Genomic DNA, 19,604 nt, shown 5'->3' on the forward strand with positions numbered 1-19,604 from the left:
CGTCCTCGCTGTCGTCCGGTGGCCGTGGGGTTGCTTCGGCTCTGGAGTGTTGGGAGCCGTGCTCCGGGCGGACATACCGGCCCGTCCCCTTGCGTCTCGTTGCCGGCTGCGGGGCGTGGGGCGTCTTGTCTCCGGGCGTTGTCAGACCCTCGTCGTACGGTGGTCGGCATGGAGAGATCGACGCTGGCGGGGCCGGATCTGGTTCGTTGGGCGGAGGGCGACTTCGAGTTGCTGGTCGCCTGCAACTCCGCGGAGATGACCGCGCACTTGGGTGGGCCCGAGACGGATGAGCAGTTGGTGTCCCGGCATCGCCGCTATCTGGCGCTGGAGGAGCGGGGGCAGATGTTCCGGATAGTGCTCGACGGTGCTGCCGTCGGGGTCATCGGGTACTGGGAGACGAACTGGCAGGGGGAGCCCGCCTGGGAGACGGGGTGGGGCGTGCTGCCCGGGTTCCAGGGGCGGGGCGTCGCGGCGGCGGCCGCGCGGCTGGTCGTCGAGGAGGCACGGGCCGCCGGGCGGCACCGGCAGCTGCACGCCTTCCCCTCGGCGGACCACGCGGCTTCCAACGGGGTGTGCAGGAAGGCCGGGTTCACCCTGGGGGGCGAGCACGACTTCGAGTATCCGAAGGGGCGCTGGATGCGGTGCAACGACTGGAGCGTCGACCTGAGTGTCTGAACGACTGGCGTCAGTGGGGTGAGTAGGCCGTGGGGGGTACGCCCACCGTTGTTGTGAAGTCTCTGATCAGGTGGGCCTGGTCCGCGTAGCCCAGCGTGGCCGCCAGCTCTGCCCAGTCCAGGTTTCGTTCCGTCTCCGCGCGCTCCAGCGCCTCGTGGATCCGGTGGCGCAGGATCAGCCACTTCGGGCCGACCCCCACGTACGCGTTGAACAGTCGTTGCAGCGTCCGTACGGACATGTCCTGGGCCCGGGCGAACTCGCTGACGCGGCGGACCCCGCGGTCCGTGCGGATGCGTTCGGCCAGGTCCATGGCCAGGTCCGCCTGGGGGTCGGGGGTGGGGCCGATGGCCAGGAGGAACGTGTCCAGTGCTGCCACGCGGGCCTGCTCCTCGGGAGGGGAGAGCACCGCCTCCAGTGCGCCCTCGGGGACCGCCCCGAAGACCTCCTCCAGGGGGAGGAGCCGCCGCCCCGTCCATCTGGACACCGGCGCCGAAGGGGCGAACGGGCGGAAGCCGCCCGGGCGGAACTTCGCCCCGCACACCCGGCCACGCCCCTCCAGCTTCTGCGTGAAGAGGTCGAGACCGATCCCCGCCACTTCGGCGAACGGCTCCTGGCCCGGGAGGGTCTGGAAGACGACGTTCACGGACGGGTGCGGGACGACGTGCGAGGCGTACGGCTGGGTCAGGTCCCAGTCGATCAGCCAGTACTGCTCCACGTAGGGGCGCAGCGCGGGCGCCGGGAGGTGCCGGCGGAACCGTGCGTGGGTGAAGAGTCCGGCAGCGTCGACGATGCCCTTGGTGTCGCTGCGCGGGGCGGTCTCGGAGGCGTCGGCCATGGCTGGATCGTATGCCGGAGGTCTGCCGCGGTCTGCCGCCGTGTCGTGTTTCTTCAAGCCGCCGGAGCCCTCGTCGCCCTACCGTCACGGCATGACCGAGAACAGCATCGCCGACCTGTTGAAGGCGGCCACCGCCCACGCCGTCCCCGTGGTCCGCGCCATCCCGGACGACCGCCTTGCCGCTGCTACTCCCTGCGCCGAGTACGACGTGAAGGCCCTGGTCAATCACCTCTTCCAGGTGATCGTCCAGTTCCAGGCGCTGGCCGCCAAGAAGGACGCCGAGTTCGGTGAGACGCCCGATCTCGTCGCCGAGAGTCCCGACTGGCGCGACCGGTTCGCGGACGAAGCGGGGAAGCTGGTCGCGGCCTGGGCCGCGCCCGGCGCGGACGAGGGCACCACGGGTGCGATGGACATGCCCGCGAGGACCGTCGGCTGCATGGCCCTGCTCGACCTGACGGTGCACGCCTGGGACCTGGCCCGTGCCACGGGGCAGGACTTCGAGGCCGCCCCCGAGAGCAGCGGTGTGGTCACCGCGCTGCGGGAAGCGGTCGCGGGGCTTGGTCCGACGGCCCGGAAGATGGGCGTCTTCGGGGAGCCGGTCGCGGTGGGGGAGGGGGCCTCCGAGCTGGAGCGGCTCCTGGCCGAGACGGGCCGTGCCCCCTCCTGGACGCCGTAACCCCTCCTGGATGCCGTGCCCCCTCCTGGCCCCGCCGGCCCGACCGGAGCCGTCGGCCTGCCCGGACCCCGTCGGCCTGCCCAGATCCCGCCAGCCCGGCCGGACCTCCGCGGGCCTGCCCAGATCCCGCCAGCCCGGCCGGACCCCCCGGGACCGCCGGGCGCCCCGGGGGGAATACCCCCTGGCCCGCCACCGTTCCGTAGGTATAGTTGAAGCGTCAACAACCTGCGGAGAGTGAGTCAGCCATGCAGTCCGGATCCGGTATGCAGTTCGGGATCTTCAGCGTCGGCGACGTGACGCCGGACCCCACCACGGGCCGCACCCCCACCGAGCACGAGCGCATCAAGGCCATGGTGGCCATCGCGCTGAAGGCCGAGGAGGTCGGGCTCGACGTCTTCGCGACCGGCGAGCACCACAACCCGCCGTTCGTCCCCTCCTCGCCCACCACGATGCTCGGCTACATCGCCGCCCGCACCGAGCACCTGATCCTCTCCACCTCCACCACCCTGATCACCACGAACGACCCGGTGAAGATCGCCGAGGACTTCGCGATGCTCCAGCACCTCGCCGAGGGCCGGGTCGACGTGATGATGGGCCGCGGCAACACCGGCCCGGTCTACCCGTGGTTCGGCAAGGACATCCGCCAGGGCATCAACCTCGCCGTCGAGAACTACGCGCTCCTGCACCGCCTGTGGCGCGAGGACGTCGTGACGTGGGAGGGCAAGTTCCGTACGCCCCTTCAGTCCTTCACCTCGACGCCCCGCCCGCTGGACGGCACCGCGCCCTTCGTCTGGCACGGCTCCATCCGCTCCCCGGAGATCGCCGAGCAGGCCGCGTACTACGGAGACGGGTTCTTCCACAACAACATCTTCTGGCCGCAGGAGCACACCAAGAAGATGGTCGACCTCTACCGCCGCCGGTTCGCGCACTACGGGCACGGCACCGAGGAGCAGGCGATCGTCGGGCTCGGCGGTCAGGTGTTCATGCGGAAGAACTCGCAGGACGCGGTGAAGGAGTTCAGGCCGTACTTCGACAACGCGCCCGTCTACGGACACGGACCCTCTCTTGAGGAGTTCACGTCCCAGACGCCGCTGACCGTCGGTTCTCCGCAGCAGGTGATCGACCGGACGCTGTCCTTCCGGGACGCCGTCGGCGACTATCAGCGCCAGCTGTTCCTGATGGACCACGCGGGCCTTCCTCTGAAGACCGTCCTCGAGCAGCTGGACATCCTCGGCGAGGAGGTCGTTCCGGTCCTGCGGGAGGAGTTCGCCAAGAACCGCCCGGCGACCGTTCCGGACGCCCCGACCCACGCCGCCCGCGTGGCGGCCACCCAGAGCGGCATCGAAAGCGAGGTCACCGCATGAAGCTCGTCGTCGTCTCCGCGGGGCTCAGCGTCCCCTCCTCCACCCGGCTGCTCGCCGACCGCCTGGCGGCGGCCACCGGACGCCGCGCCGACGTGGAGACCGAGGTCGTCGAACTCCGCGACCTGGCCGTGGAGATCGCGCACAACTTCGTCACCGGGTTCCCGGGGCCGGAGCTGAGCGCGGCGGCGGACGCGGTGAAGGCCGCCGACGGCCTGATCGTCGTCACGCCGGTCTTCTCGGCCTCGTACAGCGGCCTGTTCAAGTCGTTCTTCGACGTGCTCACGGTTCTGGACAAGGACGCGATCGCCGGTACGCCGGTCCTGATCGCGGCGACCGGCGGCACCCCGCGCCATTCGCTGGTCCTGGAGCACGCGCTGCGCCCGCTGTTCGCCTACCTGCGGGCGGTGGTCGTGCCGACCGCCGTGTACGCGGCGTCCGAGGACTGGGGTGCGGACGGCCTGGAGGAGCGCATCGAGAGGGCCGCGGCCGAACTGGCCGACATCATGCGGCCCGCGGCGGTCCAGGAGGAGGAGCTGATCCCCTTCGAGCGGCAACTCGCCGCGCTGCGGCCGGAGTAGACGCGGCCTACGCGCGACGGCGCGGGGGCGTCAGGGCCACACCAGGCAGTACGCCTGATGCCCCGCGTCATGCAGCCGGTGGCTGAAATCCTGCCATTCGTGCAGCGATTGGGGGCGGGAGGACGCTGATCTGGGGGTTCGTAAGGGAGTGTGCGTTGGCCTGGGAAAACTCCTCTCGGTAGTTCTCACGGGTCAACGCCGTTTCCCAGGCTCATGTGCCCTGGATGTGCCCTCACTTGCGCTTCCGCAGTGCGGTCAGCCACTTGAAAGGGGCCAGGAAGGTCGTAGCCCTCGGCCTCGTTCGGGGCATGGCCTCAGCTGTTGGGTACACAGGTCTGCGGCTGGCGGAGATTTCTTTCTCGGTCCACTGCCTAGCCCATGCGACTGTGTTGTTGCGGATCCAGTAGTGGGACTTGCACGGGAAGCTCCAGTTCCCGATCGAGGGGTGCAGGGAGATCGAGATCCCGTCGAAGGTCAGCTTCCACTCCCGGGGCGCGAGGGGAGTGACGACCTCGTACCCGCAGCCGCAGCAGCACAGGTGGGTGACCAGGGCGTAGCGGATGGAGATGTACACCACGCCCTGGTCCAACTGCTCGGGAAAGCAGTCGACGAACACATGTGCGATCCGAGCGTCCGTCACCCCGTGTCCTCGTTGGTGAGAACGTTCCCGTCCAGTTGGTAGACGCTGTGGTGTTCGTGCTCGAGGTCGACGTAGAAACCGTAGACCTTCTTGAACCTCACTACGGCGAGAGAGGCGTTCATCGCGTTCAGCTCGGCGATCTGGATGTTGCTGGCGTATGCGTTGTCCTCGTCCGAGTCGGCGAAGGGGATTCGCTGCCGTTCATGGACGTGGTTGCGCTGGCCGGGAACGCTGGTGGTCACCCGTAGCAGGCCCGTCAGGGAGGTGTCGCACACGAGGACGCCCATGCCTACATCGATGAAGGGGATGCTGTACTCCTCGAGTCGGCCGACCATCGGACGTTTGATCGCTCCCTTGTCGAGCGCGAGGAACACGAAGTCCATCCCGCGCAGTTCCTCGATGGTCGTCTCCTCCACGAACATCGGATGCGGGACGATGCCGGTCCGCATCTTTCCGTAGAGGTCCGCGTAGTAGTCGACCTTCAGCGGCGCCCCCTGCAGTTCCTCTTCGGAGGGCGCACCGGGTGCGCGGAAGGCGTTGTGCTGAAGGAAGCGGTCGCCGTCAAACAGATGGATCCGTGCGACCGGGGTCTTGGCGATCAGATCAAGGATGTACGCGCCGGTTCCGCCCAGGCCGACGATCGCCACGTTCTCGATCGCGGCCAGACGCTGACTGACGGCCCCGATGCCGGCCCGGCTGGACGCAGTGTCGGCGTAGCGGAAAACGGAGTCCTGCGGCTCGGAGGGCACCACCCTGTACGTCTGCGCCGTTGCGTCGGGATCCAGTGTGTGGGCCGGGGAGGAAACGATTGCCACGTACGCGGTGATCTTCTCGTAGTAGTCGACGTACACGCCCGTCCCGACCGGCTTACTGGAGAACATGCACGCTGTCTGCACGCCCGCCAGCACGTCGCTGGTAGTCGCGTTGATGAGCTTGCTCAGCGGCTTGCCGGTGGCATCGCAGGGCGTGCCGCCGCTGAAGTGGACTGTGTGGGTGCCCGGAGTCGTGGTGACGTCGCCGGCCAACGTCAGCTCCGACACCAGGACTCCGAACTGCACCGTACGGTCTGCTGCCACGTACGGGACATGGTGGATGAGTAGGTGACCGTCCTTCACTTCGACCTCGAAGCCCTCGTCCTGGAGGCGCTTCAGGTCGGCGCTACGACTTGTCAGTGGCGACAACGGTGAACACCGTCCCGTTCTTGATCTGGACGCTCTCGCCGGTACTCAGGGTGCCGTCGGCGGGCTTCTGGTGAGCGTGCCGGAAGCTGACCGTGATGAGGACGTTCGGGCCCGATGGGACGGGATCGAGGGCCAGCCGGACCACCTCCTCGAAGGTCAGGGTGTCCTGGTGGACGGTCTTCTCGCGTGCGTTCACGACGATCTTGTAGTCGCGCTGGTAGGTGTTGGGGGCTGCGGAGACGTCAGGCACCTCGGCTCCTCTCATCGGTTTCATTGAAGCCAGTGAAACCGTATCACGGGTCACCGCAGTCGCACGCGACACGCCTGAACGGGTGACACCCGTTCTTGGGCGGTGCCCCTGGCATCCTGGTCTGTCGTGCTACTCGAACTCGTCGGACGCCACCCGTTGCTCCGCGCCGACCTGGCTCTCCATCTCCACCCCGGCGAGCCCCTCACCGTCGACGCCACGCGGCTGCAGTTCATCAGCCCACTCGACCTCGCCGCCGTATCAGCACTCGCCCAAGCCGCTTCTGTCATGTCCGGCGAGAGTGTGCTGCGTCTCCCCTCGGATCCTCGTGTCGCCTCCTACTTGCAGCGGATGGACCTCCTCGCCCAGCTTCCAGAGGGCGCCACTGTCGTCGGGGCCGTTCCGTTCGACGACCGGCGTGACCATCGCGGGACTCTCCTTGAGACCACTCTCCTGACCCCGGAGACCGCCGACGACGTAGGTGAGCGCATAGGTCTTCTCGCTGTTGCCAACCTTGGTGCGTCTCCGGGTGCTCAGGTCGCCCGCAGTGTCGGTGAGCTGATCGACAATGCCGTCAGTCATGGCTGCGGCCCTGGGGGTGCCTATATAGCTGCCCAGACGTACACCGGAAAGACCACTGGAACACGTCGCCTGGAAGTAGCCATCTGCGACAACGGCATTGGGGTCCTCGCTCATCTGAGCCGAAACCCCGACCACGCCGACTTGGCGGACAGTGAAACTGCACTCCGTAGGGCCCTCCGCCGTGGCATCAGCGGTACCGGGGGAGGTCGTGGCAACGGGCTGCCCGACCTGCTCAGTCAGGCCGGCGGCACCGGGCCAACCCGGCTTGTCCTGCGAAGTGGGCACGGGTTTGTGCGAGCCGCCAGACATCTCGCGGGGGCACCTGCCGTGCGCGGCTTCACCACGGGCATGCCCGTGGACGGCACATGGGCATGGCTGAGAGTCTCATTTGCGCCGTAACCTCACTATGCTTCAATGCGTTCAATGAAAACGACGAGGCAAGGAATGAGCACCTTCCCCGTACAGCCCTACGGCGAGTTCCTCTTCACGCGCGCCCGAGGGGCGGCAGCGCGAGCCGACCTGGAAGAGCACCTGCGGCAGTCTGATGTCCTGCCCATGCTGACGATCGACTTCGTCGGCGTCGTTGCGATGACCAACAGCTTCGCGGACGAGTTCCTCGGCAAGTTCTACACGCTTCTCTCGGCTGAAGGTCATGCCGTGGAAGCCGTGCAGCTCGCAGGATTGAACGAGGAGACCCGGGACGCAGTCAACGTGTGTCTGCAAAGGCGCAAACAGTTTGCCGTGGATGCCGAGAGTCACACCCTCCTCGGGGATGCAGAAGTCCTGACGGACACCTATCAGCGCGCACGCAAACTCAGTGCCTTCCGTGCGGCGGAGCTTGCCGAGGAACTGCACATCTCCTTGCCCAACGCGAATAATCGGCTCAAGCGTCTCCTGGAAGCGGGAGCACTCCGGCGTGAACGTTCCGCGGGCCCTGACCGAGGCGGCAAGGAATTCATCTACTGCGTGCCTGCCTTCTGAGGGGCAGCCGGGCCTTCGCCCCACTCGTGAAGGCTCAGTACGCTGCCGGCCCGCCGAGTTCGTCCGGGCTTCAGCGCTGTTGATCTCCAAGCCGTACATGGACGCGTTCGTGTGGGACCGGCCGCCAGCTGTGGCCCGAGATGCTACGAGTGGCTTCTGAGTGCCGGATTCGACAGCCTCCTCGTCAGGTTCTGAGATCGATGCAGTTCAGGCGGAGGCGGGAGAGCGGAGCTCATTGCGGGTGCGGGTGAGTGGTTCGCGGTGCGGCTGTAGCCCTCTGCATGATCGGGCCATGGCCACGCCGATCACCGCCTCCAGGCCGACGGTGAACAAGGTGGTGTTCCAGAACTGCTCTCCGGCGGAGCCGAAGATGTCGGCGTAGTTCCGCAGCCCCACGAACGGCTCGGTGCTGCTGATGAAGCCGGTCGCCGGGTCCAGCCCCTTGGTCCCGTACAGCGACTCCGGCTCTGCGGCTGATCGACGACTCCGACGCGGACCATGAGCAGCACATCGTCCTGCCGACAACGCTGATCCCGCGGACGACCACCGGGCCGCCGCCCGGGACCTCTGGGGAGCGGGACACCGAGTAGGACCGCACCTCGTGGGGCGGGCTCCGAGTCAGGGGAGAAGGCCGATCCGGATGGCCATGGCGCCAAGGGCTTCCTTCGCCGGTGGGTAGATGGCCCGGATACGGGCGAGTTGCTCGTCACGGGTGGCGGTGGGGTTGACGTTGGAGGGCCCCTCGCCGTCGAGCAGGGCCTCGAAGTTGGAGTACTCGGTGACCCGTTTGACCGTGACCTCGCAGGTCTCCTCGGTGCCTTTGATGCGGAAGCGGATGGTGTCGCCGGCGGCGAGGTCGGCGAGGTGGGGGTATTTGACCCGTACCTCGATGGTCTTCTCGCCTGATGCGACGAGGTCGAAGTACTGGCGGTAGAGGTTGAGTTCGTGGACGCGGCCGGTGGTGTTGCTCATGGGGCGGAAATGCTCCTGGGCGCTGGTGCGGTGATCAGACGGCCGATCTCGGCTGCGGAGTACGAGCGGAAGAAGTGACGGGGGTCGGACAGCATCATCTGGGTCATGGCCAGCAGTTGGTCCGCGTACTCGGTGACGGTGCCGGGCCATTCCCGGGTGTCGAGCATCCAGCGGGCCGCTCCCTCAGACAAGGGGGCATGGCCTTCGCGGATGAGCGACTTGGAGAGTTTCGCGCCGGTGTCGGTGACGACCTGTGGGCAGAACAGCCGGGCGGGTAGCTGTGCACGGGTGAGGCCGACGGCCTGGAGGGCTTCGTCGACCAGGATGGAGCCGAAGACCCAGTCGCCGCCCTTGACCATGACGTACAGGGTTTCCCGGGTCGGCGTGCTCGTGAGCGTGAGTTCCTTGACCAGGTTGCGGTACAGGGTCGCCAGGTCGAGGTAGGCGCCGGTGGTGGGCGTGATGGTGGCTCGGTACGGGCCGTGGTGGAGACAGACCGCGGAGACGGCGGCGGTTTCCCGGTCGGTGAGGAGGACCCTGGTGCGTTCAGCGTGCTTCTCGGACCAGCCACAGCCGTGTTGGGGGCACGGAACTCGGAGGTGTGGGGCGCCGGTGGAGGGGGCCAGCCACCAGCGGGCTGCGTCGATGCGGGGGAGGAGCCGTAGCCAGGTTCGGCGGAAGTATTCGCCGGATTGCTGCTGGGTGTAGGTCTCGACATGGTGGGGGATGCCCAGGCGCCGGGTCAGGGCCGTGAACAGGGGTTGGTATAGCGCGGTGACGAGGTCGGTCAGGGCCTTCTCGCCGAGGGCTTGGGCGTAGGCGCGCTGGTAACGATGTCCGCTGGCTGGGTCTGTGGCCAGTTCGTACGGGGCGTTGTCGAGGGCGCTGAAGACGACCGTGCTGGGGATGCCGAATCGGTCGCGCAGGCGGGCGGCCATGGCGAAGGCGAGGGACTGGACGAGCGAGGTGCCGATGTGCGGGGCACCGTTGATCTGGGTGCCGACGACCAGCACGATCCGCTCGGGTGGGGTGGCCAGGATGCGCGGGGTCAGGACGTCCTCTGTGCGGAGAAGTGCGTTGGCGAGGACGGTGTTCGGTGAGACGGGGTGGGTCGTCACGGATGTCCCCTTGCGGTCGGGTCGGATGAAAGGCGCCGCTGCCAGGTGTGGGGCGGGGCCGCGGGGCTTCAGAGGCAGGCGTCGGAGCGGCGTTTCGCGTTGTCAGCGGTGACGTACGGGTGCTGGAGCGCCATCCGGAGGGTTTCGGCGTCCGTGAGGGTGTCGTCGTCGGGAAGTTCGCACCAGCCGCCGTACCAGTCGTCGATCACCTCCCAGCCGGGTGCGACGAGCCAGCTGTTGGTGGAGAGATGCCGTACGGGCAGGCCGTTCCAGCAGTCGGCGGTGCCAGGCTCGATGGCGTAGTAGAGGCGCTCGTTGGGTCCGTCATAGAGCACCGGGCCGATCGTGGCGCCGGTTGCCCGCAGGTGGGCCAGGGCCAGTAGGCCCGTCTCGGCAGAGGTTCGCACGAGGTCCCAGCCGTCGCCGACCTTCAGCAGGCGCAGGCCGGGCACGTCGCTGACCAGGGGGGCGCTGCGCAGCGCGTCACGCACGGATGTCATGTGTCCGCCCGTCGCTGGAGGTTGGAGCTGGAGCCGCAGGCCAGTGCAGCCCCCGTCATCGGCTTGGAGGTACGGACCACGATCAGGCGGGCACCCGCCGCTGTTATCCGTCGCCTTCGCTCGGCACTGAGGCCCTTGGGCCCGAGGTGGTTCAGCGCGGGGATCACGGCACCGTATGTGTCGGGCAGTTCGAGGGCGTCGACGAGTCCGACGAAGGCCGGCGAGCGGATGGCTGCCGTGGTGTTGCGGTCGATGAAGACGCCGCAGAGGGCGAGTTCGTGTCGTCGGCAGTACTCGGTGAGGCAGCTGACAAGTGCGCTGTGACGGGCCGGGCTGCTGGTTGCATGGCGCAGGTAGCCGAAGACCTGAGGGAAGGCTACGGGGCGGCGTTCCGTGATGAGTTCGTCGTCCATGAGCACAGCGTCGGCTGCCGTGAACGGCCTTGAAATGACCTGCTGTTGCACTTCCGTTGCACTTCCCGCCCCACGTCGTCACCGAGAGTGCTTCCATACGTGACGGAGGGAGGTAATCCGTGGTCAACGTGCAGCAGTGGACAGGCCAGGAGGCGAGAGCCCTTCGCGCCGCCTTGCGTATGAGCACCCGTGCCTTCGCCGAGCACCTCGGTGTGGCTCTGCGCACAGTGGCCAAGTGGGAGAGCCTCGGCACCGGGACTCAGCCCCGTCCCGACACACAGGCGATCCTCGACACCGCGCTCGCACGGGCGGACACCGCGGCCCAGGCCCGGTTCGAAACGCTGTTGTTCCCCGCACGGAAGGCCGTGAGACCGGCGGATTACGAGACCTGGACCGAGGACATCGAGCGCGCCGTGGTCTGTGTCAGCCGTCAGGACTTTCCATTCGCCTCGACCTTGCTCAATCGGTGGCTGGTCAGCCAAGGCCCCCACGACCTCGACGACAAGGGCCTATACCTGTACGGGCGTTCGCTCGTCCTGCTCGGCGACGTGCAACGGGACCAAGGCGCGATCCTCGGCCCACTGTCCGCTCGCCAGTCCTACCTCACCGCGCGCGGCATGTTCTCCGAGCTCGACATCCCGCGCAGGGTGGCCCAGATCGAGCTGTCCCTCGCTGTCGTACGGGAGATGTCAGGCCAGCTCGATGCCGCCGCTCATCGATACGAGCAGCTCGCCGCAGACGAACGCCTCAGCCGACGCGACCGAGCCAGGGCCCGGCTGTGGATCGGCACGGCCCTGAGCAAGGAAGGCAACAACGGCTACGCCACGGAAGTCATGACGGCCGCCACCCGCGAGTTCGAGGAACTCGGCGAGCCTGAGGACTGGTCCGTGGCGCATCAGAAGCTGGCCCTCGCGCATCGCGGTGTCGGCGACCTGACACAGGCCCTGCACTACATCGACATCGCGCGTACCACGGGCACGATCGACTCCCCGATGCAGCGGGTGCGGTTGGACACCGCGTACGGGCACATCCTTCTGTCGGATGCGGCGACCCGGAATGATGGGCTGTCCGTCCTCGATCAGGCGGCGCAGGTGGCCCGCCAGTACGGGCTGAGCCACCAGCTGCGCAGCATCGAGGGCATCCGAACGGGCCCGCAGAGATGAGCCAGGGAGTGCCAGTGCCCCAGCACGAGCAGCGCCAGATCACCGACGAGCAGTTCCACGACGCGACGCTGATCTGGAACTACCATCAGATGGGCCACGAACAGCGGCCCTGCTCCGCCGCGATCGGCCTGGGCAGTCACGACCTGGGGGTGGCCACTGCGACTGCCGATCTATACCGCGCCGGCCTTTTCCCGGTCGTGGTCTTCAGCGGCGGCAACAGCCCCACTACGCGTGCCCGCTTCCCGCGCGGCGAGGCCGTGCACTACCGCGAGCACGCGCTGAGCCTGGGTGTGCCGGACGAGGCGATCCTGGTTGAGGCGAAGGCCGCGAACACCGGCCAGAACATCACCTTCTCCCGCGAGCTGCTGGCCGAGGCCGGCATTGGGGTGGAGTCGCTGCTGCTGATCTCGAAGCCGTACATGGAGCGCCGCTCGTACGCGACCTGCCGCAAGCTGTGGCCCGAGGCCGAGGTCGTATGTGCCTCCGAGCCGCTGGAGTTGGACGACTACATCAAGTCGATCGGCGACGAGAAGCTCGTCGTCGACATGCTCGTGGGCGACCTGCAACGGGTGATCGAGTACCCGAAGCTCGGCTTCGCCGTTGGGCAGGACGTACCGGGGGATGTGCATGATGCCTACGAACGCCTCCTGGGCGCGGGTTTCGACAGCCGCCTCATCAGCACCTGACCCGTCGCACGTCGGTCCGCCGGGCGGGGTGTGCGCGATCCACCAGCCGAACCTCTTCCCACGGCTGTCCACGCTCGCCAAGCTGTACGCCGCCGACCGGTGGATCGTGCTGGACGACGTCCAGTTCGCCCGGCGCGACTACCAGCACCGGGCTCGGCTGGCGGCCCTGGACGAGCCCGCACGGCAGCAGTGGCTCACACTCCCGACGCACCTGCCCAACGGGCGCTCGACGCTGATCAGCCAGGCGCGGCTCGTTGATCCCGTGCGGTCGCGTCGGACGGTTCAGCTGCTCGTGCGGCAGTACTACGGCGGTAGCCCCTACTGGGATGCGGTCTCTGATGTCGTGGACGCGCTCGTGGACGACCTTGCCACCACGGATCGCGTGGCTGATCTCGCCCGAACATCGACAATTGCCCTGCTCAACGTCGTCGGATGGTCAGGGGACGTGCCGGAAAGCAGCGAGATCCCGACCAGGCAAGGCCGATCCGAGCGCCTCGCCGACCTTGCGGCAGCCACCTGTAGCACCCACTATCTGTGCGGCACCGGCGGTCTGCGTTACCTCGACACCGGCCCCTTCGATGTCCACGGCATTCCCGTGGTCCCTTTCCACACCCCTGTGGGCGACTCCCTCTGGGCGTGGGCCAGGCGATCAAGCAGCCTTTGGGCCCTGAGTAAGATCGGGCCCGCGGAGCTGGCGAACCAACTGACTGCCCAACGAGATGCCCATCAGCTTGGAGTCCCTGCATAACCGAGCCGACGCCTTCGAGGGAGACGTCTTTCCTCTGGTCAGGAGCCGGGGAGCAGCGCCAGGACGGTGGACTGGACGAGTTGGGCGGCGGTGAGGAGGTTGGGGATGCCGCCGCAGCGTTCGACGAGGTTCTGGAGCATGTAGCGCAGGGTGCCGGGATCGCGTTCGGGTTCATCCAGGCGCGGGGTGATCATGTCGAGGTCGCGCAGGGCGGCATCCACTTCGGGGTACTGGCCGCGCAGTTCTTCCAGGCGGCGTCGGAGTCCCTCGATGCTTTCGCGGGCTTCGGTGACGGCTTCGTTGGTGATGTTGTTGGTCTGGCTGACGTTCTGGGAGAACGCTGCAGCTTGGGCGGGCCCGGTCATGTGACCGGTGTTGATGATCCCGAAGTTGGGACCGTTCGGGACCGGGTCGGGCTGGCGGCGGCTGGCCATGCGGGGCTCCTGGGGGTCTTGCCGGTCAGTTCGTCATGGAGGGGTTGGCGGAGAACGGCGTGGCCTGCACGGGGCCAGTCATGGTGCCGCCGTTCATGACGCCGAAGTTGTAGATCGCGGTGGCCTGTTGCTGGTAGGCGGCGATGTCGACGTTGTGGTTGCGCAGGAAGATCTCGGTGGAGTCGAAGACGCGGCGCTGCATCATCTGCACGTAGTAGCGGGCGTCGTCGTTCGTGTGCATGTCATCGATCCAGCGGACGCTATGGACCTCGCGAAGGCTGACCGGTCCGCTGCCGGGATCGAGTTCAGGGCGCTTGCGCGGCGTGCGGCGTATGAGCCGGTCGAGCCCCACGTACATGTCGCCGAGGGCGTTGAAGGCCGTGCGGCCAAGCCACTTGAGGGTGCGGCGGTCGGCGGGCTTGAGTCCGGCGACCTTCGGGTGGAGCGGACCCATGATGTGCGGGCGGACGGTGACGCGTAGGAAGCCGCCCTGGTAGGCGAAGTGGACGAGTATGGCGGCAATGAGGTCGCCGTTCCAGGCGGTCACACGGGCCCAGATGTAGCGGCGGGCGATCTCTTCGGCGGGCTTGTCACCGAAGCTGTCCACGGCGAGGGTGTGCAGGCTGCGCCACGTGTCGTCGTCGATCTGGTCCCACCGTTTGTAGTGGATGCCGGCGATCCCGATGACCTCCATGCGCGGGATGGGGTGGTCTCGGTGATGAGCAGGCGCCGGGTCGTCCAGGCGGCGTGCGACATGGGCGTGCAGTTGGGCAACGGTGAAGTGCTTCAGCGGTTTGCGGGCCACAGGCTTGTTGTGCTTGGCCAGCGCCTCCAAGACCGCCTTGGCCACCTCGGCCATGTCCGGCTGGCCCGGGCTTTGCCCCGGCGAACCGAAGCCTGGGACCGGTCCGGTGGTGTCTTCTTCCTCGTCTTGGCCCTCGGGAGCGGGCTCGATGTCGATGCCGATGACCGCCTCATGCCATGCCTGCAGACCTGCTCCGAGGAACCGATGCCTGTCCCCGCTTGAGCGACGCTCGTAGAGGTACGGCAGGGCGTGAGCCTGCGCGGCCGGGGCGGGCGCGTGTAGTTCTCCAGCCAAGAGAGCGTTGAACCGCTCCTGCGCCAGATAGCGCTCGACCAGGTAGACGCCCCACACACCGGCCAACAGAACCAGGGCTGCCCAGCCCGCGGTCAGAGCGCCGGCGATCGTCTGCCAGACGACGAGCGTGATCACTGCGAAGACGGCTGCCCGTCGTCTTCGCATGTGGCGGATGGCTCGGTCGCTCGCGTGAATGACGGGTTCCTGGTGGAATCCGTAGACCGGCACCGGCCGGGCTGACTTCTTGATGCGACGCCGGACCCAGACCGCGTAGTCCTCGCCCAGCACGACCGATGGAGGCGTCGGCTCGGCGGTGTCGGCGGCCTTTACTTCCTCCTTGGCGGGGAACAGCCATCGCAGGCGTTTCCGCACCGCTGCCTTCAGCGCTTTCCACAGTTCCGCCAGTTGGGTGCGCAGTACGGCGAGCCAGTCCGTACGGGCGAAGGCGGCGGCACTCAACCGACGAGTGACGCCCTCGGTGTACGCGCCGTGCCGGATCACTTCCCCGGCACCGTCCGCAGTCCCCAGCGGTACCGCAGGCGCCGAAAAGGCTGACTGGTGCTCCGCGAACGCCAACTCCCCACCCCCGTTTCTACCGGGCCGGCCGCGATGACGCCTCGGCAGGCACAGAGGGGCATCGTCCACGTGCTCGACGAGCGCGGCCAGACCGCAAACCAGTACAAGCCGTGCACGGAGGTGCCCTGTTGAACATTGACCGAAAGGCGCCTGTAGTCCGAAGTCGATCAGCCCGTGGTTCGGATACTCGGAGCTTGGTCGTGCATCCAGAAGTTGATGGCTCGACGAGAGCCTGATCAGCGCTTCCGACTCCGGAGTTGCTGCAACGGCGGCATGGCGTGGCGTTCTACGGCGTGGCGTGCGTTGGCTGTCTGCGCTCGTGGGCTGGGGGCATGACGCTCGCCGAGGCGCCGGATGCGCCAGGTCAGTGCGCGGGCGGGGCTGTGGGCGTCCTCCAGGGTGCGCCGGCCGAGCGCCTGGTCGAGGACGGTGGCCGCGTTGTGTCCCGCCGCTTCTGCCTCGGCGAGCACGGTGGCGAGTGCGTCCCAGGCGGGGTCGTTGAGGATGCGCTCGGCGTGTTCCGGTACGACCTCCTGGAGGTGGTAGGCGAAGCGGCGCTTGATCTGGAGGCTGGGGGAGCGGTGCGCGAGGTCGGTCAGGACCGGCTCGGCGACCCGCGCGTACGCGACCTGCAGGTGGAGGAGGGCCCGCTGTGCGGCCACCTCCTGCTGGGCATGCTGGCGGGTGCGGTGCCAGTGCATCGCGAACGCCACGGCAGTGAGCATGGCGTCCAAGAGCATCGCGAATCCGGTCCCATCCCGGTCCTGGGGGCGGTCGCGCAAGATCGCCTGGACGCTGCTGCGTAGGACGCGGGTGCTGTTGAGGTCGGCGGTGATGCGGGAGCGGGTGGCGCGCTCGAAGGAGGCTGCGGCCTGTTCGAGTTCGGCCCTGAGAGTGGTTGGCCCGGTGAGCGGCAGGAGGTCCAGTGCGGTGCCGAGCGCGACCAGCTGTCCTTGAGCCGTGGGGTCGTCGCCGAAGGCGAGGTGGTGAGGGATGCGTTCGGTGGCGGCGGTGGCCTGGTGCCACGGGTTGCTCGGGCGGACGGTGACAGGTTCGGGGCTCGTGCTGGCGAGGCGTTGGCGGATCTTGGGGAGGGAGAGGTCGGGGGCGAGGGTGGAGCCGGAGTAGAAGACCGGCTCGCCCTTGTCGTTGGTGTCGCCGGGCAGGGCGAAGTTGCAGCCGAGGGCGTCGCCGGACGGGCCGAGCTTGAGGCGCACGGTCACGCCGGTGGCGTCCAGTAGGGCGAAGAACTCGGCCTCGTCGGCTGCCGCGGCGACGGCACGGCGGACCCGTAGCCGCAGGACCTCGCGTGTGGCCGCTTCCTGGCCCAGGCGCTTGGCCTTGAAGTGCTCCTTGCTGGTGGGGCGTTTGGCGGCAGTGCCGTCGCCCGGCTTCAACCGCCGTAGTCCGTAGTCGACTTCGATCTGGCGGGCTTCGCGCTGGACGGCCCGCTGGTCATAGTCGCGTTGAGGGCGGCGGCCGTCCTGGCGTACGAGGGTGGCGGCGATGTGGATGTGGTCGTCGGCGTGGCGGACGGCCACCCAGCGGCAGGCTTCCTCATCCCCCTCGGGGGCGATGCCGGCGGCGGCGACGATCCGACGGGCGATGTCAGCCCACTGGGCGTCGGTGAGGATCGGGTCCTCGGGTGCGGCGCGGACGGGGCAGTGCCACACGGTGTGCTTGGGTGCCTTGTCGCCCAGCATCTGCACGGGCTGGTCGAGTTGCGCAGCGAGCTGGTCTTCCACGTCCTTCGGGTCGCGATGGGGGCTGCGGCCGGGGTCGGGGGCGAAGTCGTTCCAGGAGGCCACCAGGTGCGGGTCGATGTGCTCGTTGGCCCGGCCCTTGCCGAAGAGGTAGCCGATCGTGCGGCGCGTCGCCTTTGGCCCCTTGCCGAGGATGATCTTCGGGATCAATGGCTCACCGCCCCTCTGTGATCTGGGCGACCGCTGCGTCCAGCTCGGCGATGGATGCCTCGACGCGGGCCAGGAGCCGTTGGACGGTGTCGGGGTGGGGCCATGCGCTGTCCTGGTGGAGGTGCCAAGTGAGCTGGTTGAGGTTGCTGCCGACCTTGCCGAGCTGCCCGTTGGCGGCCATGAGCGTCTTCACCAGGGCGCGGTAGTCGGCGACGGCTGCGGTGGGGTCGTCGGTGCGGGCAGCGGCGAGCGCGCACTCGGCGACATAGCCGCCGGGCTTCATGCGGCTCAGAGCAGCGGCCTTCTGGACGAGGGCGAACTCGGCTTCGTTATAACGGGGATGGACGCGGCGCTCGCGCAGCTGCTTGTCACGCAGACGACGACGCGGCGCGGGGCGGTGGTGCTCGCGCAACGACGATTCACCCCCTGTCTCGTTCGGCACCCTCGGGCCGAACGACCCCGGCGCCCCTGCGCCGGATGCCTCCGCCTCCCCCGGGGCGGGGACCGGGTAAGGACTCCTTATCCGACAACTTGCTGCGCTGTCTGGGGCTGACATGGTGTGCGTCTGCTGCCGAGCTGTGGGGAGTTCGCGGTGCTGTTCTTGCATGGTGTGCTCCGGTGGTGAGGGGCTGGGTCACGTGCGTTGCATCCGTCCCATGCCTGGTCAGGACAGGTACGGACACTCGGGCAGGTACGGAGAAGTCCGTCCCGGTGAGGACATCCGTCCCCGCGCTGACCTGCGCGGGGACGGATGCGACGAAGTGATACGGACCGAGGGAGAGGCGGGTCAGCGGGCGCGATTGGGGCCAGCGGGGCCGCCGGGCGGGCCGATGGGCAGCTGACCTGTCGGGGCCGCGGGCGGCTTGCCCTGGGTTGGGCGCGCGGGTGTGGCGTCGTGCGCGGGGGCGGGCCTCGTCTCGGTGAGGTCGGGGCAGTGCCGGGCCCAGCTGTCGAGGAACCGGTTACGGGCGTACCCCTTGGCCTGCCTGCCCTTGTCGAACCGGTAGTTGGCCGGGCGGATTTCGAAGCCCCGCAGCATGCTGCCCAGGTGGTATGCGTTGAGCCCCTTGGTGCCGTACTCCGCCCAGGGGGCGTCGGGGTCCTGGAGCAGGGTGGTGACCAGATCCAGGCTGGACAGGGCCTCGGGGTCGCCGTGTGCCGCGAAGATGCCGTGGATGTCGCGCAGCAGCCGTGTCTTCAGGTTGGTCTGCTCGTCCTGGACGGCCTCGTAGTGGGTCATAGCCACGCAGGCCGCACGGGCACTGGCGGGCCAGTGGCCGCCGGCCAAGTCGGCGATGATGACCAGCGGTTCCCAGGTGTCCGCCGCCCGGTCCTCCACCGGCATCGTCGGCGCCATGCGGCCGGCCGTGCCGCGCAGCGGTCCCAGCCAGGCGGCGAGTCTGTCCCGCAGCGCGTTCAGTTCCGGCGCGGCGTAGCGCGAGCGGAACGCGGTCACCTTCTCGCCCGGCTTGCGCTTTTGCATGCGGAGCACGACCGCCCGGTCCGTGATGGTGTCGGGCAGGTCGCCGATGGAGGCCAGCGCGGCCATGGCGAAGGTTGGATATGGGGTCGGCTTGTGCTCCGGCCCGGAGATGCGCCAGGCGGGCCGGTTGCGTTGGTGTCCGGCGTTCAGTAGGCCGCGCAGTTCCTCGTTCTCGCCGGCCTTGGGGCCGAAGATGGTGTCGGCCTCGTCCACCAGGATCGTGTGCGGGTTCTTGCCGATTACCCGGAACAGCACCGCCGTGGACATGTTCACCGTCATGATCGGCTGGTGGACGGTCTCGTGGAGGATGTCCAGCACCCGGGACTTGCCGCAGCCCTTCGTCGGGCCGACGACTGCCAGACGCGGCGCGTGCTGCAGAACGGTCTGGATGTGCGTGGCCGCCACCCACAGGGTGACCGCGGTCAGCGACTCGTCACTGGGCAGCACGACGTACTTGCCGATCGCCGTCCGCAACTCATCCAGCAGTTCCGCACCCTCACCGGGACCCTGTTTCATGGGGTCGGCCGGTCCCCGTGCGTCGACGGGACCGGTCCCCTCCTGCTGGGCGGTCACCGGCGGCTGGCGGGGACCGTGCTCACGGTCCCCATTGCGGTCCCCTGGTGAAACTGCAGCCTCTTGGGGAACGGTCCCCGATTTCACGGCGTTGGCCTGCGGGTTTGCGTCTGATGTCGATTCGGGGACCGGGGCATGCGGGGACCGAGCACCGGGCAGGTCACGGG

The 19,604-nt window shown here is 68.2% G+C and carries 23 protein-coding genes; 8 read left to right on the forward strand and 15 right to left on the reverse strand.

Features of this window, described 5'->3' with window-relative positions; all coding sequences use genetic code 11:
• The first annotated feature begins 168 nt into the window (after positions 1-168).
• Positions 169-675: a GNAT family N-acetyltransferase gene (locus tag ACIGXX_RS29020; protein ID WP_399980010.1), complete on the forward strand. Its 507-nt coding sequence runs from the start codon at positions 169-171 to the stop codon at positions 673-675.
• Positions 676-685: 10 nt separating this feature from the next.
• On the opposite strand, the gene ACIGXX_RS29025 is transcribed toward ACIGXX_RS29020, so the two are convergent.
• Positions 686-1,510 (reverse strand): helix-turn-helix domain-containing protein, encoded by an 825-nt coding sequence (locus ACIGXX_RS29025; protein WP_351173429.1) that lies wholly within the window; start codon positions 1,508-1,510, stop codon positions 686-688.
• A gap of 91 nt (positions 1,511-1,601) precedes the next feature.
• On the opposite strand from ACIGXX_RS29025, the gene ACIGXX_RS29030 reads away from it, so the two are divergent.
• The 3 genes from ACIGXX_RS29030 to ACIGXX_RS29040 all read left to right on the forward strand — a co-directional run bounded on the left by ACIGXX_RS29030 (position 1,602) and on the right by ACIGXX_RS29040 (position 4,128).
• Entirely contained in the window at positions 1,602-2,186 is a 585-nt protein-coding gene (locus ACIGXX_RS29030) for a TIGR03086 family metal-binding protein (RefSeq protein WP_383820455.1), read from the forward strand.
• Positions 2,187-2,449: 263 nt separating this feature from the next.
• Complete coding sequence (locus tag ACIGXX_RS29035) at positions 2,450-3,550, forward strand: LLM class flavin-dependent oxidoreductase (protein WP_351173464.1); 1,101 nt, start codon at positions 2,450-2,452, stop codon at positions 3,548-3,550.
• Positions 3,547-4,128 (forward strand): FMN reductase, encoded by a 582-nt coding sequence (locus ACIGXX_RS29040; protein ID WP_351173435.1) that lies wholly within the window; start codon positions 3,547-3,549, stop codon positions 4,126-4,128. The genes ACIGXX_RS29035 and ACIGXX_RS29040 overlap by 4 nt, the downstream gene beginning before the upstream one ends.
• A gap of 232 nt (positions 4,129-4,360) precedes the next feature.
• On the opposite strand, the gene ACIGXX_RS29045 is transcribed toward ACIGXX_RS29040, so the two are convergent.
• The 4 genes from ACIGXX_RS29045 to ACIGXX_RS29060 form a co-directional block, all read right to left on the reverse strand.
• Positions 4,361-4,768 carry a DUF6527 family protein gene (locus tag ACIGXX_RS29045; RefSeq protein ID WP_399980015.1) on the reverse strand — a complete coding sequence of 136 codons (408 nt, stop codon included), beginning with the start codon at positions 4,766-4,768 and terminating at the stop codon, positions 4,361-4,363.
• A complete protein-coding gene (locus tag ACIGXX_RS29050) occupies positions 4,765-5,949 on the reverse strand; it encodes a ThiF family adenylyltransferase (protein ID WP_399980018.1) in 1,185 nt (394 codons plus the stop codon). The genes ACIGXX_RS29045 and ACIGXX_RS29050 overlap by 4 nt, the downstream gene beginning before the upstream one ends.
• Positions 5,927-6,199 carry a multiubiquitin domain-containing protein gene (locus ACIGXX_RS29055; RefSeq protein WP_399980021.1) on the reverse strand — a complete coding sequence of 91 codons (273 nt, stop codon included), beginning with the start codon at positions 6,197-6,199 and terminating at the stop codon, positions 5,927-5,929. The genes ACIGXX_RS29050 and ACIGXX_RS29055 overlap by 23 nt, the downstream gene beginning before the upstream one ends.
• 258 nt (positions 6,200-6,457) lie before the next feature.
• Positions 6,458-6,892 (reverse strand): hypothetical protein, encoded by a 435-nt coding sequence (locus tag ACIGXX_RS29060; RefSeq protein WP_399980024.1) that lies wholly within the window; start codon positions 6,890-6,892, stop codon positions 6,458-6,460.
• Positions 6,893-7,222: 330 nt separating this feature from the next.
• On the opposite strand from ACIGXX_RS29060, the gene ACIGXX_RS29065 reads away from it, so the two are divergent.
• Positions 7,223-7,759 (forward strand): winged helix-turn-helix transcriptional regulator, encoded by a 537-nt coding sequence (locus tag ACIGXX_RS29065; RefSeq protein ID WP_399980027.1) that lies wholly within the window; start codon positions 7,223-7,225, stop codon positions 7,757-7,759.
• Between the two features lie 207 nt (positions 7,760-7,966).
• Here ACIGXX_RS29065 and ACIGXX_RS29070 read toward each other — a convergent pair whose 3' ends face one another.
• The 5 genes from ACIGXX_RS29070 to ACIGXX_RS29090 form a co-directional block, all read right to left on the reverse strand.
• Positions 7,967-8,155: a hypothetical protein gene (locus ACIGXX_RS29070; RefSeq protein WP_399980030.1), complete on the reverse strand. Its 189-nt coding sequence runs from the start codon at positions 8,153-8,155 to the stop codon at positions 7,967-7,969.
• A gap of 222 nt (positions 8,156-8,377) precedes the next feature.
• Positions 8,378-8,731 carry an ASCH domain-containing protein gene (locus ACIGXX_RS29075; RefSeq protein WP_329336200.1) on the reverse strand — a complete coding sequence of 118 codons (354 nt, stop codon included), beginning with the start codon at positions 8,729-8,731 and terminating at the stop codon, positions 8,378-8,380.
• Complete coding sequence (locus ACIGXX_RS29080) at positions 8,728-9,849, reverse strand: hypothetical protein (RefSeq protein ID WP_399980033.1); 1,122 nt, start codon at positions 9,847-9,849, stop codon at positions 8,728-8,730. Before ACIGXX_RS29080 ends, ACIGXX_RS29075 begins: the two co-directional genes overlap by 4 nt.
• A 68-nt stretch (positions 9,850-9,917) precedes the next feature.
• Positions 9,918-10,349 (reverse strand): hypothetical protein, encoded by a 432-nt coding sequence (locus ACIGXX_RS29085; RefSeq protein ID WP_399980036.1) that lies wholly within the window; start codon positions 10,347-10,349, stop codon positions 9,918-9,920.
• Positions 10,346-10,762, reverse strand: coding sequence for a hypothetical protein (locus tag ACIGXX_RS29090; protein ID WP_399980038.1), 417 nt, complete (start codon positions 10,760-10,762; stop codon positions 10,346-10,348). Before ACIGXX_RS29090 ends, ACIGXX_RS29085 begins: the two co-directional genes overlap by 4 nt.
• Positions 10,763-10,881: 119 nt before the next feature.
• On the opposite strand from ACIGXX_RS29090, the gene ACIGXX_RS29095 reads away from it, so the two are divergent.
• Genes ACIGXX_RS29095 through ACIGXX_RS29105 form a run of 3 tightly spaced genes read left to right on the forward strand, consistent with a single transcriptional unit; the run spans position 10,882 to position 13,359 of the window.
• Complete coding sequence (locus ACIGXX_RS29095; RefSeq protein ID WP_399980041.1) at positions 10,882-11,925, forward strand: helix-turn-helix domain-containing protein; 1,044 nt, start codon at positions 10,882-10,884, stop codon at positions 11,923-11,925.
• Positions 11,922-12,611 carry a YdcF family protein gene (locus tag ACIGXX_RS29100; protein ID WP_399980044.1) on the forward strand — a complete coding sequence of 230 codons (690 nt, stop codon included), beginning with the start codon at positions 11,922-11,924 and terminating at the stop codon, positions 12,609-12,611. Before ACIGXX_RS29095 ends, ACIGXX_RS29100 begins: the two co-directional genes overlap by 4 nt.
• Before the next feature lie 28 nt (positions 12,612-12,639).
• Complete coding sequence (locus tag ACIGXX_RS29105) at positions 12,640-13,359, forward strand: WbqC family protein (RefSeq protein WP_399980047.1); 720 nt, start codon at positions 12,640-12,642, stop codon at positions 13,357-13,359.
• A gap of 38 nt (positions 13,360-13,397) precedes the next feature.
• Here ACIGXX_RS29105 and ACIGXX_RS29110 read toward each other — a convergent pair whose 3' ends face one another.
• From ACIGXX_RS29110 to ACIGXX_RS29130, 5 genes are all read right to left on the reverse strand, one after another.
• A complete protein-coding gene (locus ACIGXX_RS29110; protein WP_329336177.1) occupies positions 13,398-13,793 on the reverse strand; it encodes a hypothetical protein in 396 nt (131 codons plus the stop codon).
• Positions 13,794-13,818: 25 nt separating this feature from the next.
• Positions 13,819-15,537, reverse strand: coding sequence for a hypothetical protein (locus ACIGXX_RS29115; protein ID WP_399980051.1), 1,719 nt, complete (start codon positions 15,535-15,537; stop codon positions 13,819-13,821).
• A 167-nt stretch (positions 15,538-15,704) separates the two neighbouring features.
• Positions 15,705-17,381, reverse strand: a complete 1,677-nt coding sequence (locus ACIGXX_RS29120) for a mobilization protein (RefSeq protein ID WP_399980053.1) — start codon at positions 17,379-17,381, stop codon at positions 15,705-15,707.
• A 4-nt stretch (positions 17,382-17,385) separates the two neighbouring features.
• The gene (locus ACIGXX_RS29125) at positions 17,386-17,793 is read right to left on the reverse strand and encodes a plasmid mobilization protein (protein ID WP_399980056.1); all 408 of its coding nucleotides are present in this window, start codon (positions 17,791-17,793) and stop codon (positions 17,386-17,388) included.
• A 375-nt stretch (positions 17,794-18,168) separates the two neighbouring features.
• Positions 18,169-19,380 carry a DUF3631 domain-containing protein gene (locus tag ACIGXX_RS29130; protein WP_399980059.1) on the reverse strand — a complete coding sequence of 404 codons (1,212 nt, stop codon included), beginning with the start codon at positions 19,378-19,380 and terminating at the stop codon, positions 18,169-18,171.
• Between the last annotated feature and the right edge of the window lie 224 nt (positions 19,381-19,604).

The sequence above is a fragment of the Streptomyces sp. NPDC055243 genome (assembly GCF_044544025.1).
Classification (GTDB): domain Bacteria; phylum Actinomycetota; class Actinomycetes; order Streptomycetales; family Streptomycetaceae; genus Streptomyces.

Excerpts from the sequence above, each read along its gene's own strand:
- ACIGXX_RS29020 (WP_399980010.1), top strand. The coding sequence starts at position 169 with ATGGAGAGATCGACGCTGGCGGGGCCGGATCTGGTTCGTTGGGCGGAG.
- ACIGXX_RS29025 (WP_351173429.1), bottom strand. The coding sequence starts at position 1,510 with ATGGCCGACGCCTCCGAGACCGCCCCGCGCAGCGACACCAAGGGCATC.
- ACIGXX_RS29030 (WP_383820455.1), top strand. The coding sequence starts at position 1,602 with ATGACCGAGAACAGCATCGCCGACCTGTTGAAGGCGGCCACCGCCCAC.
- ACIGXX_RS29035 (WP_351173464.1), top strand. The coding sequence starts at position 2,450 with ATGCAGTTCGGGATCTTCAGCGTCGGCGACGTGACGCCGGACCCCACC.
- ACIGXX_RS29040 (WP_351173435.1), top strand. The coding sequence starts at position 3,547 with ATGAAGCTCGTCGTCGTCTCCGCGGGGCTCAGCGTCCCCTCCTCCACC.
- ACIGXX_RS29060 (WP_399980024.1), bottom strand. The coding sequence starts at position 6,892 with ATGAGCGAGGACCCCAATGCCGTTGTCGCAGATGGCTACTTCCAGGCG.
- ACIGXX_RS29065 (WP_399980027.1), top strand. The coding sequence starts at position 7,223 with ATGAGCACCTTCCCCGTACAGCCCTACGGCGAGTTCCTCTTCACGCGC.
- ACIGXX_RS29075 (WP_329336200.1), bottom strand. The coding sequence starts at position 8,731 with ATGAGCAACACCACCGGCCGCGTCCACGAACTCAACCTCTACCGCCAG.
- ACIGXX_RS29085 (WP_399980036.1), bottom strand. The coding sequence starts at position 10,349 with ATGACATCCGTGCGTGACGCGCTGCGCAGCGCCCCCCTGGTCAGCGAC.
- ACIGXX_RS29090 (WP_399980038.1), bottom strand. The coding sequence starts at position 10,762 with ATGGACGACGAACTCATCACGGAACGCCGCCCCGTAGCCTTCCCTCAG.
- ACIGXX_RS29100 (WP_399980044.1), top strand. The coding sequence starts at position 11,922 with ATGAGCCAGGGAGTGCCAGTGCCCCAGCACGAGCAGCGCCAGATCACC.
- ACIGXX_RS29110 (WP_329336177.1), bottom strand. The coding sequence starts at position 13,793 with ATGGCCAGCCGCCGCCAGCCCGACCCGGTCCCGAACGGTCCCAACTTC.
- ACIGXX_RS29130 (WP_399980059.1), bottom strand. The coding sequence starts at position 19,380 with ATGAAACAGGGTCCCGGTGAGGGTGCGGAACTGCTGGATGAGTTGCGG.